The sequence below is a fragment of the Vulcanisaeta distributa JCM 11216 genome (assembly GCF_001315985.1).
GTDB lineage: Archaea > Thermoproteota > Thermoprotei > Thermoproteales > Thermocladiaceae > Vulcanisaeta > Vulcanisaeta distributa_E.
Genome location: NZ_BBBI01000001.1, coordinates 57,927 through 71,518, shown reverse-complemented (window position 1 = coordinate 71,518; position 13,592 = coordinate 57,927). Strand labels below are relative to the sequence as shown.

At 47.7% G+C, this 13,592-nt stretch carries 20 protein-coding genes, 1 tRNA gene and 6 pseudogenes; 6 read left to right on the top strand and 21 right to left on the bottom strand.

The window, feature by feature from the left end; genetic code table 11:
- Nucleotides 1–24: 24 nt before the first annotated feature.
- Nucleotides 25–672 (bottom strand): annotated as a pseudogene (trpA, locus tag JCM11216_RS14455) (tryptophan synthase subunit alpha); the annotation flags it as partial.
- Nucleotides 673–912: 240 nt separating this feature from the next.
- On the opposite strand from trpA, the gene JCM11216_RS14450 reads away from it, so the two are divergent.
- Both JCM11216_RS14450 and JCM11216_RS00440 read left to right on the top strand, forming a co-directional pair.
- Complete coding sequence (locus JCM11216_RS14450) at nt 913–1,071, top strand: hypothetical protein (RefSeq protein WP_243674613.1); 159 nt, start codon at nt 913–915, stop codon at nt 1,069–1,071.
- Nucleotides 1,053–1,583 (top strand): annotated as a pseudogene (locus JCM11216_RS00440) (indole-3-glycerol-phosphate synthase); the annotation flags it as partial. The gene JCM11216_RS14450 and the pseudogene JCM11216_RS00440, both read left to right, overlap by 19 nt.
- On the opposite strand, the gene JCM11216_RS14445 reads toward JCM11216_RS00440, so the two are convergent.
- From JCM11216_RS14445 to JCM11216_RS14435, 4 genes are all read right to left on the bottom strand, one after another.
- A complete protein-coding gene (locus JCM11216_RS14445; protein ID WP_243674611.1) occupies nt 1,563–1,805 on the bottom strand; it encodes a hypothetical protein in 243 nt (80 codons plus the stop codon). The pseudogene JCM11216_RS00440 and the gene JCM11216_RS14445 overlap by 21 nt on opposite strands.
- Nucleotides 1,805–2,008: a hypothetical protein gene (locus tag JCM11216_RS14440; RefSeq protein ID WP_243674609.1), complete on the bottom strand. Its 204-nt coding sequence runs from the start codon at nt 2,006–2,008 to the stop codon at nt 1,805–1,807. The genes JCM11216_RS14445 and JCM11216_RS14440 overlap by 1 nt, the downstream gene beginning before the upstream one ends.
- Before the next feature lie 111 nt (nt 2,009–2,119).
- Entirely contained in the window at nt 2,120–3,070 is a 951-nt protein-coding gene (locus JCM11216_RS00430) for a 3-phosphoshikimate 1-carboxyvinyltransferase (protein WP_243674607.1), read from the bottom strand.
- A gap of 7 nt (nt 3,071–3,077) precedes the next feature.
- Nucleotides 3,078–3,275, bottom strand: coding sequence for a hypothetical protein (locus JCM11216_RS14435; RefSeq protein WP_243674605.1), 198 nt, complete (start codon nt 3,273–3,275; stop codon nt 3,078–3,080).
- A gap of 5 nt (nt 3,276–3,280) precedes the next feature.
- Here JCM11216_RS14435 and JCM11216_RS14430 point away from each other — a divergent pair, with 5 nt between their 5' ends.
- Nucleotides 3,281–3,421 carry a hypothetical protein gene (locus JCM11216_RS14430; protein WP_243674603.1) on the top strand — a complete coding sequence of 47 codons (141 nt, stop codon included), beginning with the start codon at nt 3,281–3,283 and terminating at the stop codon, nt 3,419–3,421.
- 80 nt (nt 3,422–3,501) lie between these two features.
- Here the strand turns inward: JCM11216_RS14430 and JCM11216_RS14425 are convergent, their stop codons facing one another.
- From JCM11216_RS14425 to JCM11216_RS14400, 6 genes and pseudogenes are all read right to left on the bottom strand, one after another.
- Nucleotides 3,502–3,645: a hypothetical protein gene (locus JCM11216_RS14425; RefSeq protein ID WP_243674601.1), complete on the bottom strand. Its 144-nt coding sequence runs from the start codon at nt 3,643–3,645 to the stop codon at nt 3,502–3,504.
- 46 nt (nt 3,646–3,691) lie between these two features.
- Nucleotides 3,692–3,913 carry a transketolase C-terminal domain-containing protein gene (locus JCM11216_RS14420; protein ID WP_243674599.1) on the bottom strand — a complete coding sequence of 74 codons (222 nt, stop codon included), beginning with the start codon at nt 3,911–3,913 and terminating at the stop codon, nt 3,692–3,694.
- Nucleotides 3,914–3,921: 8 nt separating this feature from the next.
- Nucleotides 3,922–4,422: a hypothetical protein gene (locus JCM11216_RS14415; protein ID WP_243674597.1), complete on the bottom strand. Its 501-nt coding sequence runs from the start codon at nt 4,420–4,422 to the stop codon at nt 3,922–3,924.
- Nucleotides 4,419–5,071 (bottom strand): annotated as a pseudogene (locus tag JCM11216_RS14410) (transketolase). Before JCM11216_RS14410 ends, JCM11216_RS14415 begins: the two are co-directional and overlap by 4 nt.
- A 266-nt stretch (nt 5,072–5,337) precedes the next feature.
- Nucleotides 5,338–5,835, bottom strand: coding sequence for a hypothetical protein (locus JCM11216_RS14405; protein ID WP_243674595.1), 498 nt, complete (start codon nt 5,833–5,835; stop codon nt 5,338–5,340).
- Nucleotides 5,783–6,166, bottom strand: coding sequence for a hypothetical protein (locus JCM11216_RS14400; RefSeq protein ID WP_243674593.1), 384 nt, complete (start codon nt 6,164–6,166; stop codon nt 5,783–5,785). Before JCM11216_RS14400 ends, JCM11216_RS14405 begins: the two co-directional genes overlap by 53 nt.
- A 63-nt stretch (nt 6,167–6,229) precedes the next feature.
- On the opposite strand from JCM11216_RS14400, the gene JCM11216_RS14395 reads away from it, so the two are divergent.
- Nucleotides 6,230–6,640, top strand: coding sequence for a type I 3-dehydroquinate dehydratase (locus JCM11216_RS14395; protein ID WP_243674590.1), 411 nt, complete (start codon nt 6,230–6,232; stop codon nt 6,638–6,640).
- Nucleotides 6,607–6,930, top strand: a complete 324-nt coding sequence (locus JCM11216_RS14390; protein ID WP_243674588.1) for a hypothetical protein — start codon at nt 6,607–6,609, stop codon at nt 6,928–6,930. Before JCM11216_RS14395 ends, JCM11216_RS14390 begins: the two co-directional genes overlap by 34 nt.
- On the opposite strand, the gene JCM11216_RS00400 is transcribed toward JCM11216_RS14390, so the two are convergent.
- The 10 genes and pseudogenes from JCM11216_RS00400 to aroC form a co-directional block, all read right to left on the bottom strand.
- Entirely contained in the window at nt 6,927–7,484 is a 558-nt protein-coding gene (locus JCM11216_RS00400) for a hypothetical protein (protein WP_243674586.1), read from the bottom strand. The two genes, JCM11216_RS14390 and JCM11216_RS00400, sit on opposite strands and share 4 nt — an antisense overlap.
- 5 nt (nt 7,485–7,489) lie before the next feature.
- Nucleotides 7,490–7,744, bottom strand: a complete 255-nt coding sequence (locus JCM11216_RS14385; protein ID WP_243674584.1) for a hypothetical protein — start codon at nt 7,742–7,744, stop codon at nt 7,490–7,492.
- The gene (locus tag JCM11216_RS14380) at nt 7,726–7,932 is read right to left on the bottom strand and encodes a hypothetical protein (RefSeq protein ID WP_243674582.1); all 207 of its coding nucleotides are present in this window, start codon (nt 7,930–7,932) and stop codon (nt 7,726–7,728) included. The genes JCM11216_RS14385 and JCM11216_RS14380 overlap by 19 nt, the downstream gene beginning before the upstream one ends.
- Nucleotides 7,932–8,774, bottom strand: coding sequence for a 3-dehydroquinate synthase family protein (locus JCM11216_RS00395; protein ID WP_243674579.1), 843 nt, complete (start codon nt 8,772–8,774; stop codon nt 7,932–7,934). The genes JCM11216_RS14380 and JCM11216_RS00395 overlap by 1 nt, the downstream gene beginning before the upstream one ends.
- Nucleotides 8,771–9,351: pseudogene (gene aroF, locus JCM11216_RS14375) on the bottom strand (3-deoxy-7-phosphoheptulonate synthase); the annotation flags it as partial. The pseudogene aroF and the gene JCM11216_RS00395, both read right to left, overlap by 4 nt.
- On the bottom strand, nt 9,345–9,776 hold the full coding sequence (locus JCM11216_RS14370) for a hypothetical protein (RefSeq protein WP_243674577.1): 432 nt from the start codon (nt 9,774–9,776) through the stop codon (nt 9,345–9,347). The gene JCM11216_RS14370 and the pseudogene aroF, both read right to left, overlap by 7 nt.
- Nucleotides 9,773–10,297, bottom strand: coding sequence for a prephenate dehydrogenase/arogenate dehydrogenase family protein (locus tag JCM11216_RS00385; protein ID WP_243674575.1), 525 nt, complete (start codon nt 10,295–10,297; stop codon nt 9,773–9,775). Before JCM11216_RS00385 ends, JCM11216_RS14370 begins: the two co-directional genes overlap by 4 nt.
- Nucleotides 10,263–10,763 (bottom strand): chorismate mutase, encoded by a 501-nt coding sequence (locus tag JCM11216_RS00380; RefSeq protein WP_054852959.1) that lies wholly within the window; start codon nt 10,761–10,763, stop codon nt 10,263–10,265. Before JCM11216_RS00380 ends, JCM11216_RS00385 begins: the two co-directional genes overlap by 35 nt.
- Nucleotides 10,764–10,885: 122 nt before the next feature.
- Nucleotides 10,886–11,916: pseudogene (locus JCM11216_RS00375) on the bottom strand (ATP-binding protein).
- 212 nt (nt 11,917–12,128) lie between these two features.
- Nucleotides 12,129–13,124 (bottom strand): annotated as a pseudogene (aroC, locus tag JCM11216_RS00370) (chorismate synthase).
- A gap of 152 nt (nt 13,125–13,276) precedes the next feature.
- Between aroC and JCM11216_RS00365 the strand changes: the two are divergent.
- Nucleotides 13,277–13,353 (top strand) — tRNA-OTHER (locus JCM11216_RS00365).
- The last annotated feature ends 239 nt before the right edge of the window (nt 13,354–13,592 follow it).

The following is a 13,592-nucleotide window of genomic DNA, read 5'->3' as shown; positions in this document are numbered from 1 at the left end:
CGGGTCGTTTAACTTATCCACAAGCGCCGTTCCGACGACCACGGCATCGGCACCTGCATTGATCACGAGCCTAACCATCTCGGGCGTGTTTATGGCGAATCCGGCAACCAACATCACACCATCAACGAGCTTTCTAATCTCCCTAATGTTTCTCTCAATATAAAGTGGTAGCCTTATTCCGGTTGCTGCGTATAGGCCTAGGTATATGAATAGTGGTTCGTACTTAACGAGCATGTTTATTAACCTATACGGTGTGTTGCTTGAAACGAAGAATGAGGGCCTTAACGAGTAATCCCTCATGATGCTTACATATCTTTCAAATGCTTCTAAATGCTCAAATAGTAGGTCTGGGAATAATACTGAGGATGCACCAACCTCACTTGCCGTCTTAGCGACTGTTTCTAGGTCATTCACGTAATCCTCAACGTAACCCATGAGTATTGTCGGTACTTCGCCATATTTAGTCACCTTAATTGCCTCCAAACCCTTAAGCTCAGAGGCAAAGTGGGTCTTCCTTATGACTGGCCCATCGTACTTTGGGTTTTGCGTTGGTATTCCTATTTCGAGGAAATCCGAAACACTTGATAGGCACTTAACCGCGTTTAGGAAGGATTCTTTACTTGGGTATGTGGCTGTTACGTACGCGCCCAGGCCCGGTTTCCTTATGACCATTGGGGGGGCATGGAGTTCACCAACGAGTTGTCTCAGGGGGTATTTAAAAGCTTTATGTATTTAATGTTCATTAGTAATTATTACCGAACAAAAGATATATATTTATATTAATTATATATAGATTAGGAAATGCTTATATGTAATTGTAGAATTAACAAACCGTGGACTTTTTAACCATTATTGGCGAGTTAACAAGAAGGCGGGTGGAGGCCCTTAAGTCCAATGTAAGGGCCCCCAAGCATGCTCAAGGCCATTGAGAGACGCAATTCTGAGGGCTACCTGGCATTAATAGCGGAGTACAAGAGAGCTAGTCCAAGTGGGGGGTCGTTAGGCTTGACCTTGACCCTTGGGCCTACTTCGACACCGTCGGTAAATACGCCACGGGATTCAGCGTCTTAGTTGAGCCATTTTACTTTCTAGGCTCGCCAGTCTTTGTTAAGATAGCTCTTAATTACGGTAAGCCAGTGCTGTATAAGGACTTCGTTATTAGTAAGGAACAAATTGATGAGGCCAGGGGGCTGGGTACTAGCTCGGTACTATTCATTAAGAGACTTCTTGGTGACGCACTTTGGGATTTGGTCGACTATGCCATAAGGCTGGGCCTGGAACCCCCCCTAGTTGAGGTTGACAGTGAAGATGATGCGCTTGATGTCGTTAATAACAACCCAGGTGTCATGCTTGGGATAAACTCGAGGGATTTAGGTAATTTATCAATATCCCTGGATAGGGCGGTATCAATAATTAGGGCTGTTAGGGGCAAGGCGAACATCATAATTGCTGAAAGCGGCATTAAGGACGTTAATGACGCTTTAAAACTGGCCAGGGAAGGTGCAAACGCGATCCTTGTGGGTACGGCATTAATGAAAAACGTGGAACTGGCCCGGGAACTTTCAGGTGTTGTCATTAAATAATGTGTTGATTATTAGGTCGATAACGTGGGTCGAATAATCAATACCAGCCTTCCTTAATTCATTTAGGTCAATGTTAATAATATCTCCATTGACGTCCCCAGCATACTTCATTACTAACTCCCTACTCGGGGGGGCATTAACGATCAACTTTCTGGCACTTAACACCTCCTGATTACTCCTGAGCAACCTAACATCAAATAACACCGCAATTTCTGGGTTCATTACGGGACCCTAATGTGAATAGGCTCCTTGGAGACCCTTACATGTATTTTAGCCAGTGTCTCCCTACGCTCGGGATCGTACTCGGGGGGGTAGGAAATTACATAGAGTCCCCGCCTAATTAATCTCTGAACCAATTGGTCCGCGATTGTGTGTATTCCATCCCCACTCTTTCCGTAAAATATTATTTCACGTATTTCGGGCATACGTTTTTCTTATTATCTTAATTTTAATAAAAATGTTTGTATAAATTCTTAAGGAATTATAATTAAGAATTTCGTCAATAGCAGAAGAATTGATGAACCATTACGTAATACTCATGGGGAATTAAGTATCCTTACTTCGGCACCCAATCTCTCTATATCCCAAATGAATGTGGGCCAGGACTTACTAATACCTTCCCAATTAATTATCGTTACTGGTTCTCTGGCTGATAAGGCACCTATTACACCCATCATAACGATCCTATGGTCATTCAACGCATCAATCTCGCAGCCACCCCCCCTTATTTCATTAACGCCCTCTATCTCGATCACGCCATTGGTCTCATCAATGCTCACGCCAGCCCCCCCGAGGCACTTGAGGACATTGGCAACACCCCCCCTAAGCCTATTACTCTCCTTATAAACCAAGTGACTAACACCCAGTATCCTTGATTTTCCGTGAGCCCTTGCAAGCAATAGTGCCAGTGGCATCACGATGTCGGGCGAATCACCTAGGTTAATGCTCAATGGCTTCAACTCCTTAACTGAGGAACCCTTAACCATTACTGAGTCTTCGTACTCCTCAACCTCTACCCCAACCTCCCTGGCGTACTTAATGAAAACATACTCACTTTCAATGGCTTTACTCTTACTTAGATTTGTTATCCGTAGGTCCACACCAACAAGCGCAGAGAGTGCTATGTAGTATGCCGCCAACGAGTAGTCACCTGGTATAACGAACTCCTCATTAACAGCCCTAAACTCCTGGGACCCACTTACGTAAATCATGTCCTCACTCCTTTCCGCACTTATGCTGAAGTCCCTAAGCACATTTATTGTGGCGTCTATGTATGGACGCGACTTTATCGGTGGCTTGATGTTCACCTCGATACCGCCCTCCGTTAGTGGTGCCAGGTAGAGGAGTGCGGATATGTATTGGGAACTTATTGACCCATTTATCATCACATAACCACCGACTAACCTACCGCCAACGACCCTAATAACACTTCCCAACCTATCAACCTTAGCATTCAAGTTCTTAAGGGCATTCAGTAGTTCATCCATTGGCCTATCAATGAGTGAGCCCCCTTGGCATTAGTAATGTTACGCCATCAATACCCGAGTAAACCCCCCCTGTTAATACCCTAAACGTGAACCCACTTTCACCAACGTCAATAACCCTAAACCTTTCCGTAGTGATTCCGCGCCTAATCCTCACATGGTCATCCTTAATCTCGACCTCCGAGACCGGCTTAACACCTCTAATCATTGACCATGTATCATCACCCCCAATTCAATTTCCTAAGTGATACCCAGGTCCTCGAGAGGGCTGAGGCGAGGAGGTACCTAAGGGTTAGTGCCTTGGATGGTGGAGCCTCGATAGTCCCTCCTGAGCCTGAAGCCATTAATAACTAATTTACTCATTTAGGTTTGTCTTCACCTTGAGGTAAAAAGTTTTGTGTGATTATTAAGGGAGACGATATTATTAATGCGCCTTACGAGTTAACAAGCTTAATTGCTGTATCCATTATTGACTCCTCATCAAGTCCGTAAAGTCTCAGCAACTCCTCCTCAGACCTACCCCCCCAATGGCCGTAGCCGTCAACACCAAGTATCTTAACCCTAGCAAAACCACTCACTAGCTCTGCAATTGCCGAGCCAAGGCCACCTCTTGGTGAGTGTTCCTCAATAACGATTATGTTGCTGACTACGGGCTATCCTAACCACGGCATCCTCGTTAAGGGGCTTTATCGTCGGTACATTATAAACACCCATCTTAATACCCATTTTCCTTAATTCTAGGGCGGCTCTCACGGCACTATGGAGTGGCGGTCCGTAACCCATGACCACTATGTCATCACCATCGATTAACTCGTATATCTCGCCGATCCTGAACTCGTAATCCATATCCATGGTTATTGGCGGTGAGTAATCACGGCCAACCCTAACATAAACAGGCCCCCCCTATACTCAATGACCTTGGGTATTATTCTCTCCACATCCCACGCATCAGCCGGCGCCACAACGACCATGTTGCTCAGCGTCCTCATTAATGCCACATCCTCAAGTGCCTGGTGACTTGGCCCATCAGCAAAGTCGCTCAAACCAGCGTGCGTCGCTATGAGCTTCACATTAAGGTTCATCCTGCCTAGCGAATTCCTAATCTGTTCCCAACCCCCCCTCATCATGAACATGGCGTAGGCCATGGCAACTGGCACGTAACCACCCAACGCAAGCCCAACAGCAACCCCCCCGACTAGGTCCTGCTCGGAAATACCAACATTAAAGTACCTATTGGGAAATCTCTCGCCAAAGTACCTGGCTCTCGTTGATTCACCGACATCTGCCGTCACGACAACCAACCTATCATTATCCTCACCAAGCCTGGCCAAGGTAATTCCCAGTGCTTCCCTCATTGAGAATTGCGGCTTGGTGGCGGATTTAGGGTCTGCTTACTGGTGTTTTCGAGGTTCTTAATTCCCCCCCTGCCCCCCCTAACCGTGCTCAGGAATATAACCGTCGGCCTACCCCTGGTCCCGCGTGCCTTGGTGATTAGCCTAATTATGTCCTCGTAATCATGCCCATTACCATAAAGAATATTCCAGCCTATTGCCTCAAATACCCTGGCATAATTAATGGGCTTAATACTACTTGCTGGGCCATCGAGTTGATACCCATTCAGGCTGACTATTGCCACTAGGTTATCGAGACCATACTTAACAGCCGTCATTGAAGCCTCCCATGCCTGGCCCTCATTTAACTCACCATCCCCCCCCATTAAAACATAAACGACACCATCACTGCACCCCCCCCTGGTCTTATTCGCCAATGCCAAACCCACACCCATACTGAGCCCCCCTGGCCTAGTGAACCCGTTGTGGCATCTATGTAGGGTAGGTCCAGGTTATCGGCATGGGTTGATATGTTGGAGGATGATTGATTAACCTCCATAAGTTTATCCACTGGTATTAAGCCCTCAATGGCTAGTATGGCATATAGGGCCGGCGCCACATGACCAATACTGAGTATGAACCAATCCCTACAATCATCATTGCCTCTCCTCATGATCCTGATAATTATGTTTATTATATCCAATGCAGCCAGTGAGGAGCCAAGGTGAATGTATGGAAACTCCTTATCAAGCCTAATCAGTAATTCCCTGGCCTTATCCCTAACCTCCACAAGCCTATTTATGTCAATTGCCATCTTTGATCCATCAATCACCATTGGAATTCCCGATATTCCATACGGAACCACAGACATTTAACAAATATTTAAGGATTATCCTAACCTATATTCTCTATATTCTCAATAACGTAAACCATGGGAAATCACGAAACCAGATACCGAATCTCAACTAACTTAGTGACTAGGTAGTAGCCCCCCCAGGTACTACTTATATAATCTATAAATGGTCCCTCCTCACCTGGCCTAAATACGGCGTATATTGATGGACCATTACCACTCACGCCGGACGCCACTGCACCTAGCCTTAGTGCCCTGCCTATGATCTCCAACGCATTGTAATAACCCAGGGACTCCGCAACGAGTATTCCATTTATTGTTGCTGCCCTCCATAAATCGCCGTTAATCGCCATACTAAATAATGCCTGATAAATCCCCGACAAAGCCCTTAACCTATCAATGGATCTCAGATTTTTACGTTCTCTATGACCTGTTATGACCACAGTGAACGGGTCCAGGTTTAATTGCTTAATGATGCTTAACGACTTATTGTCAGTGAGCACGGCGCCTCCCAGTATCGCGGCTGATGCGTCATCGAATGCACCCGTTATTGACGAGCCATGGGCTCGTAACCTCAGCAGCAAGTCTAGCGACCTCCACAGGGCTTGCGTTACCCCCCCTCAATGAAGTTAATAAGGTATATATAACACCCACGGCAACGGCACTATTACTCTTAAGGCCGCTGCCTGGAGGAACCTCGCTATTAACCTCGATACATACGTCATTATTGATGCCAAGCCTTTCCCTTAAGTAATTAATTATAAAGTTAATGAATTCATTCATGGCGCAGGGCCCATCATTGATTTTCACCCTTACCTTCAGGTCTACGGCTACAGCGCCGCCAAGCCACGCAGGTATTGCATTTATTATTGATATACCTCCATAGGTTATGTATTCCTCATTCCATGATACCATGGTCTATTTAATTTCAGTATATAGTAACAATATTTTTAAGTTTCTACGTATAAATACCTAGTAATGCCTACATGGGGGGGCAAATTACTAATGAACAAGCCAGTGCTGGTATGCGCAATACCCCTGAAGAAGCCGTCATTCTATTACTTACCCACATCCTGCGAAGCGGTGGAACTCAGACTTGATTACATAGATAACCTAGGCCTTACCCAGGAACTTAAGGGCGTGATTGAGGAATACGCATCGCATTACCCAACCATAGTCACTGTGAGGGAGCGTGAGGAGGGTGGTAGCCATTTTGTAAACCCTGAGGTCAAGTATGAAATTCTTGAGTTTAGCAAGAGTGTTGGTGCGTTGCCAGACATTGAGGTGAACCTACTGAGTAAGTACCAGAGATGTATGGGGGGGATATTGCCGAGGGTTCAATACTGTCGAGACACGTGTTTAGCAAGGATGTTAATGCATATGAATTAGCGCTTAGGGATTTAGACGTTGCAAGGAGATTCAGGGCATTGATATACAAGGTCTTCTCAATTAATGACGATGAATTCCTAAACCTACTCAGGTTACTCGGTATTTATGATGTTCACGTAGCCGTGATCCCAAGGAACCCTGCGTATAGGGCTGTATCGATAATCATGAACACAGCCCTAATGTATTGCTCAGTACGTGGAAGGACAGGCCCTGGTCAATTGAGCATTGGCCTTTGCAACAAGGTAAAGTTACTTAAGGTTCATTATCGATGTTCAACAGGGAATAACTAGATTAAACCGCTGCGCAATCTCTCAAATACCTCATGCCAAGTCGGCTTTTCAAATGAACCTAGCCAAATCCTATCCGACTCGAGGGCTTGCCTAACCAGTATTTCGAGGCCATCAATGTAAGGTATAGACCCCCCCTCCTCAGCCAGTCTTACCAGGTCCGTAACCCCCCCACCTGGCTTATACGCGAGGTCCAGCACAAGCCCGGCACCGGCATTCCTTGGGTTTATTGGGAAATCGCCATCAATACCCAGTGGTGTGGCGTTGATTAGTAATTGAATCTTGACACCGGCATTCTGCTGAAGGCCAAGTGCTATACAATCAACACCCCAGGAACTAATGAGCGAACATAATTCACGGCCTCTCTCCACAGTCCTATTCATGACGTAAACCCTGGAGCAACCCAAGTCCCTAAGGGCCAGTGCCACTGCCCTGGCAACACCACCAGCACCAACTATCAACGCATCACCGCCTGAGTAACCCCTCTCACCTAATGCTTGTTTAATGGCTAGATAATCAGTGTTATAGCCCACTAATTCACCGTCCTTATTGACCACGGTATTCACACTACCGAGTTCCTGGCGGGGGGGCCCACCACGCCATCTATGAGTCCCGTAATAGCCACCTTGTGCGGTATGGTTACGTTAAACCCACCCAGGGAGTCCCTGGCAAACTCCACGAAATGCGTCAACCTACTTGGCGATACCCTAAGAGGTACGTAAACCGCACTTACCCTCAATACTTTGAACACGTAATTATGTATGTTGGGCGATAATGTGTAATTGAGTGGATAACCAATTACGGCATAGACCTGCATTCGTTAATCACCAAATCGGTCAATTCCTTAATACTCACCCTAACCACATCCCACCTACCCACGTCCGTAACCACGGGAAGTTTTATGAAATCACCACTCCTCTTCTTATCCCTCAACATGGCACCTACGAGCTTATTCACGTCAATGCTAACCTCATTAATTAGGTTGAACATGGATAATGCATTCACTAGTAGGTTAGGAACATCCCTAGCGTATAGCCCAGCTTAACACCAACGCGGGCCTCGCACACCATGCCCAGCGCCACCGCCCTGCCGTGGCTAACCGAGAAGTTCGTCGCAGATTCTATGGCGTGGCCCACGGTATGCCCATAATTAAGAACGGCCCTTACACCACCCTTATCTAGTTCATCAGCCTCAACAATGTTTGCCTTATCCCTCAACGATTTATAGACAACATCCTCGAGAAGTGAGTGGTCCCTATTAATCAATCCATCGGTATTACCCATTACCTTATCAAGCAATTCCCTATCCATCGTCACGCCATACTTAATAACCTCCGCAAAGCCATCGAGGTAATTAGGCATTGGCAGTGAGTCTAGGAAGGATAGGTCAATAATTACGTACCTAGGTTGTCTAATGACCCCAATCACATTCTTGAGGCCCAGGGCGTTAACACCCGTCTTACCGCCGAGGGATGCGTCGACCATGGACAGCATGGTTGTTGGGACATTAACATAATCAACACCCCTCAGGTATATTGATGCGGAGAAGCCGACGACATCAAGGACACTCCCACCCCCCCCAATGCCTATGAATAGGCCATCCCTATCAACGCCCATCTCATGCGCGCTCCTCACAATGTTTAGCGCCGTCTCGATACTCTTACCCTCCTCACCATCCACTATCGGAATCATTGGGCAGGCAATCTTAACCCTATTGGCGACACTCCTCGAGGCATACGCAACACACCCGGTGTAATCCTTAGTAATTCTTTCCAGGGCCTCGCCATGATTAATGTTGATTAGTACCTTAACGTCACCATCCCGCGACCTATACGTGAACTCCCTCATAACGACCTACCAATCGCCTTAGCCACCTCCCTACCCTTAACCATCAACTCCCTAAACATCTCAAATGTTAATTGCTGCTCAGCATCTGAAAGGGCTTCCCAGGGCCTTGGGTGAACCTCTACGAGGAGCATGTCAGCGCCTGCGGCTATGGCGGCCAGCGCCAGCGGTATTACCAGGTCCCTCCTGCCCGCTGGATGCGATGGGTCAACGCAAACTGGTAGGTGCGTTAGTCTCTTAACGGCAACCACGGCGCCCAGATCCAGCGTGAACCTAGTGACGTGCTCAAAGGTCCTTATACCCCCCCTCTCGCAGATACCACGTTGCCATTACCCTCAAGGAGTATGTACTCAGCGGCCTGTAGCCACTCCTCAACCGTGTTACCGAGCCCTCGTTTAAGGAGCACGGGCTTACCTGACCTACCGACCTCCCTGAGTAAGTCGAAGTTTTGGGCATTCCTTGCGCCTATTTGTAGCATGTCTACGTACTCGGCCACGGTCTTCACCATCCTCGTATCCATGACCTCGGAGACGACTGGTAAACCAACCTCGTCACCCACCCTCCTAAGTATTTTCAACCCATCAACACCAAGCCCCCCCTGGAAGCTATATGGATTTGTCCTAGGCTTAAACGCACCACCCCCCCTAAGTAACTTAGCCCCCCGGCCTCCTTAACGGCAATGGCCGTATCCCTAACCTGCTCATAACTCTCCACTGCGCAGGGCCCTGCGGCCACTACGACCTCATCACCACCTATCTTAACACCACTGACGTCAACGATTGTTCTATCCCTCCAGGCATTACTCGCCAATTGGTACTTGGCCTTAACCTCGATAATAACGGCATTCGGATCCACGGATTTAACGGCATTAACATCAATCTTGGAGTCAGGCCAAGTAATTACTAGGTCATCCCCATAAATCCTAACAACACTGAACCTAACCCCAGCCTTGTCCAGTAGGCTGGCTACATCATCAACCCTATCCCTGGATACCTTGATTATCATGGCCCAACACCCCCCCCACCATGTCGCCCCCCCCTATCAAGTCCCTCAACAACCTCCTTTAATAAATCACCCAACTCCTCAACCACATTCCTCGAGTATGGATTAAGCCTAAACAACTCATTACTAACCTCAACCTGCTCCAAAACCCTTTCCAAGGCCTTAAACGTATACCTAAGGCTGTGGGTAACGAGTTGAGTATTTAGGTCGAGGCCGATCCTCCTCAATGCCGCGTAAAGCGTGAGTAATAATACGTGGTGAGCAACCTGCAGGTAGGCCATAAGCCTATCATGCTCCTCAGGGCTACTTAGAACAACGACATTGAGGCCGGCACCTGTAAATAGGTCCTTAGTAATTTCGAGCTTATCATCACCAGTCTTTGATGGTATTAGGACTACGGTCTCACCGATTGGATTACTCAACTCACCAAAGAGTGGGTGGACGCTTATGTAGTGGAAGCCAGCCCTCAGTGATTCATTCTCGATTAGTCTAAACATGGGCATCTTGACTGAGAATGAGTCCATGACTATGGAGCCCCCTAAGCTTGCCTGAGTACTTACTCAATATGTTTATTGACTCATCCGTGGGTTTCGTGGCCAATATGATGACGTCATTAGGCACCAACTCCTCATCATGTCTCTGGAGTATTACGTCAGCGACCCTACCAAGCGCCCTGGCGAGGGTCCTACCAACCCTACCACTGCCAATTATCGTTACACCAATATCAAGCCTACTCACCAACTGAGCCCTTGTCGAAACCCTAATTATTGACTGTGCAATCCCGATGGCGGTCTCGGCATCAACACCAAACTTACTCAATCCCTCAACCCACTTGGCAATGACCTCGCCCTCCCTGTCCTTATCGATGATGGGTAGCCCAAGGCTCCTCTTTACCCTACCAATCTCGACAGCGAGCCTAATCCTTTCTCCAATTAGCCTTATCAACTCCTCATCAATACTGTCAATGCTACGCCTCAATTCAGAGAGCATGATAACCACCGATCAAGCAATGACTAATCACGGCTGGGTCTAGATAACCACTAAGTTTGACCTCGTACCTTACGAATCTAGATATTCCATAGAGGTCCCAGGGTTATTAAGAAACTATATTTTTAAACATTATCACTATTTACTGCGTTTACGAAACACCTAAGCCCCACCACAGCATCCCTCATCAGCTTATCCGGCAATACGTAGGTATTACCCTCCTTAATGAGTAATGAGTAATCCAACAACGCCTTAATCAGTGAGTCAACAATGGAGTTATTCAACTCCCTACCCTCCATAGCCTCAAGGGCCATTTTAATGGTTGACCAACGACAACCATTGGCGCAAACCTCGAGTATTCTTAAGTACCTTCTCTCTGCCAAGTGCCTGCCCTCATTAATGAAGTTGCATATCTCCCTACGAATTAGGTCAATAGCCTCCCTCTTGGTCTCGTTCAATGCCTCATTAAAACTCATTCTCAGGGCTCTGTAGCCGAAGAGCGTTAACCAACCGGGATTACCGCCAAGCTCCTCATAGATCCTCTCAGCACCATCAAAGTTAATACCATGCTCCTTAAATCCACGCCTCAGGAACTCAACGGCTTGTTCCTCACTAAATGGATTAAGTGTAATGCTTACGTAAGCCCTACCAAAAAGTGGGGATTCTGGATCGTTTAATTTAAGGAACTTCGTGAAAACCCTGAACTCGGACCCGGTTATTATGAATGTTAAATTCCTCAAATTATCGTATGCGTAGGCGAGGACCGGTAATACGTTGAAGCCCCTCGCCTTAACAAGCTCCTGGGCCTCATCAAGGACTATTATCGCCCTCAACCCCCCCTCATCACCAGCCCAATCATTTATTGAGTCCAGGATATCCGCAAGCATAACCCTATCCTTGCCCCCCAGGAGAAACTCACCCTGAATCCACTAATACTTACGCCCCCCCTAATCCTTGAGAGAATGTTCAATAACCTTCTTGACCTAACCCTAGCGTTTATGGAATCCTCAAGCGCCTTAACAAAGTCCCTGTAACTCACGTAACCACTTTCCTCAAACCTCCTCAGATCTATGTAGAAGTAATTATTTGGTGCATACTCATTAAGTACTGCCCTAATCAATGAGGACTTACCAACCCTCCTAAGCCCAAAGATCACTATTAACGGCTCGTTAAGACTGGCCCTAAGGCTCTTAACCTCATCATCCCTATCAAACAAGTCACTAAGGCTCTCCTTAACCCTAATGTCAAAGAGCAGTTACCCCCCCCACCCAACTAGGTTACCCCCCCCTCCCAACCTATAAACCTACCTCTTAATGACCCTAGGAATTAACCCAGCCCTAATTGCGTGGTCCACGAGGACTATGGCGGTCATGGCCTCGGCCGCGAGTATCGCCTTTGGCGCCGTGGACACGTCATAACGGCCCCCCTAAAGGTTATAGTAGTCTCAACCATCCTCTCCAAGTCCACTGTCCTCTGGGGCTTCCTAATGCTGGGTGTTGGCTTAAAGGCAACCCTGAACCTAATGGGCTCGCCAATGCTCATGCCACCGAGTATACCACCAACTGTTGGTCTCAAGCCTAGGCCTACCATCCCTAAGCACTATTTGGTCATTGGCCTCACTACCCCCCCTCATCCTGCAAGCCTAAACCCAAGCCCAAACTCAATACCCACGGCACTGCCTATCGACATGACGGCCTTAGCCAGGTCAGCCTTCAACTTATCAAAGACGGGTTCACCAAGCCCCGGCGGAACCTCGGTGGTTAGTACCTCGCCAACACCGCCAACGCTATCCCCCCCATCCTTAGCGGCATTGACCAGCACGTCTATGGCCCTCCTCATGGCTTCATCATCGACCATGGGAAGGGGGGGCTTCTCCCAGGACTTGACCACATCCTCGAAGGTGTAGTCCTCCCTAGATATGGCCACGCCACCAAGCTCGACCAGGTGGCTCGCCACCTCAACACCTATTGTCTGTCTAAGCACGGCCTTCGCAATGGCCCCCCCAGCCACTATCCTAGCCACAGTCTCCCTACCGCTGGCCCTACCGCCACCCCTATGGTCATAAAACCTACCAAACTTCAGGTAGTAGGCTAAATCGGCATGGCTGGGCCTAGGCCTCATCCAAAGCTCATTGTAGTAATCAGAAATAGCCCTCTTATTCCAAACAACGATGGCTACCGGCGTACCCTCGGTAAACCCATCCTTAACACCAGACAGTATTTGGAACTCCTCATCCTCACACCTAGGATTGAGGATTGGCAAATGGCAAAAGCGCCTCCTCTCTAGTTCCTTCTTAATGAATGACTCATCGAGGGCCACGCCGGCAGGGACACCGTCGACAACAGCCCCCAATGGCAGGTCCATGAGACTCCCCGAAGGTCACAACCCTAAATACGCGTCCAAAGACACTACCCATCAAGTCAACGCACTATTTAACCTATATAAGCATTCAAGGCATCACAGTGCACGAAAAACAACAACCAAAAACTTAAAACCTCAACAGACGCTATTAACCCGCGGCCGTGGTCTAGACTGGTCTAGGATGGCGGCCCCCCCGAGCCGCAGAACCGGTCAAATCCCGGCGGCCGCACCAAATTACAATCAATCCCTAATGAAGTATTACCAACATCATTCCCAATCCCCCCCCATATAATTCATTCCCGCAAAACTTATAGACGCGTCAACAATTCAATGAGTAGCCAGAGCATGGTTTATTACCAACCCATCGCCCTTTATTAAATCAATAATGAACAGAGACTCCAATCCTTAAGTTACCTAATTGAGGAACTAAGGCAGCGGTACTTAGGACACGCGCCATACCTGTTATGTCGA

Coding starts and splice junctions, on each gene's coding strand:
- JCM11216_RS14400 (WP_243674593.1), bottom strand. CDS start 6,166: ATGGTATCATGGAATGAGGAATACATAACCTATGGAGGTATATCAATA.
- JCM11216_RS14440 (WP_243674609.1), bottom strand. CDS start 2,008: ATGCCCGAAATACGTGAAATAATATTTTACGGAAAGAGTGGGGATGGA.
- JCM11216_RS14420 (WP_243674599.1), bottom strand. CDS start 3,913: ATGGATTACGAGTTCAGGATCGGCGAGATATACGAGTTAATCGATGGT.
- JCM11216_RS14415 (WP_243674597.1), bottom strand. CDS start 4,422: ATGAGGGAAGCACTGGGAATTACCTTGGCCAGGCTTGGTGAGGATAAT.
- JCM11216_RS00385 (WP_243674575.1), bottom strand. CDS start 10,297: ATGGACTCATTCTCAGTCAAGATGCCCATGTTTAGACTAATCGAGAAT.
- JCM11216_RS00430 (WP_243674607.1), bottom strand. CDS start 3,070: ATGGATGAACTACTGAATGCCCTTAAGAACTTGAATGCTAAGGTTGAT.
- JCM11216_RS00395 (WP_243674579.1), bottom strand. CDS start 8,774: ATGAGGGAGTTCACGTATAGGTCGCGGGATGGTGACGTTAAGGTACTA.
- JCM11216_RS14430 (WP_243674603.1), top strand. CDS start 3,281: ATGTATCATCACCCCCAATTCAATTTCCTAAGTGATACCCAGGTCCTC.
- JCM11216_RS14445 (WP_243674611.1), bottom strand. CDS start 1,805: ATGAACCCAGAAATTGCGGTGTTATTTGATGTTAGGTTGCTCAGGAGT.
- JCM11216_RS00380 (WP_054852959.1), bottom strand. CDS start 10,763: ATGCTCTCTGAATTGAGGCGTAGCATTGACAGTATTGATGAGGAGTTG.
- JCM11216_RS14395 (WP_243674590.1), top strand. CDS start 6,230: ATGCCTACATGGGGGGGCAAATTACTAATGAACAAGCCAGTGCTGGTA.
- JCM11216_RS14370 (WP_243674577.1), bottom strand. CDS start 9,776: ATGATAATCAAGGTATCCAGGGATAGGGTTGATGATGTAGCCAGCCTA.
- JCM11216_RS14450 (WP_243674613.1), top strand. CDS start 913: ATGCTCAAGGCCATTGAGAGACGCAATTCTGAGGGCTACCTGGCATTA.
- JCM11216_RS14385 (WP_243674584.1), bottom strand. CDS start 7,744: ATGCAGGTCTATGCCGTAATTGGTTATCCACTCAATTACACATTATCG.
- JCM11216_RS14435 (WP_243674605.1), bottom strand. CDS start 3,275: ATGATTAGAGGTGTTAAGCCGGTCTCGGAGGTCGAGATTAAGGATGAC.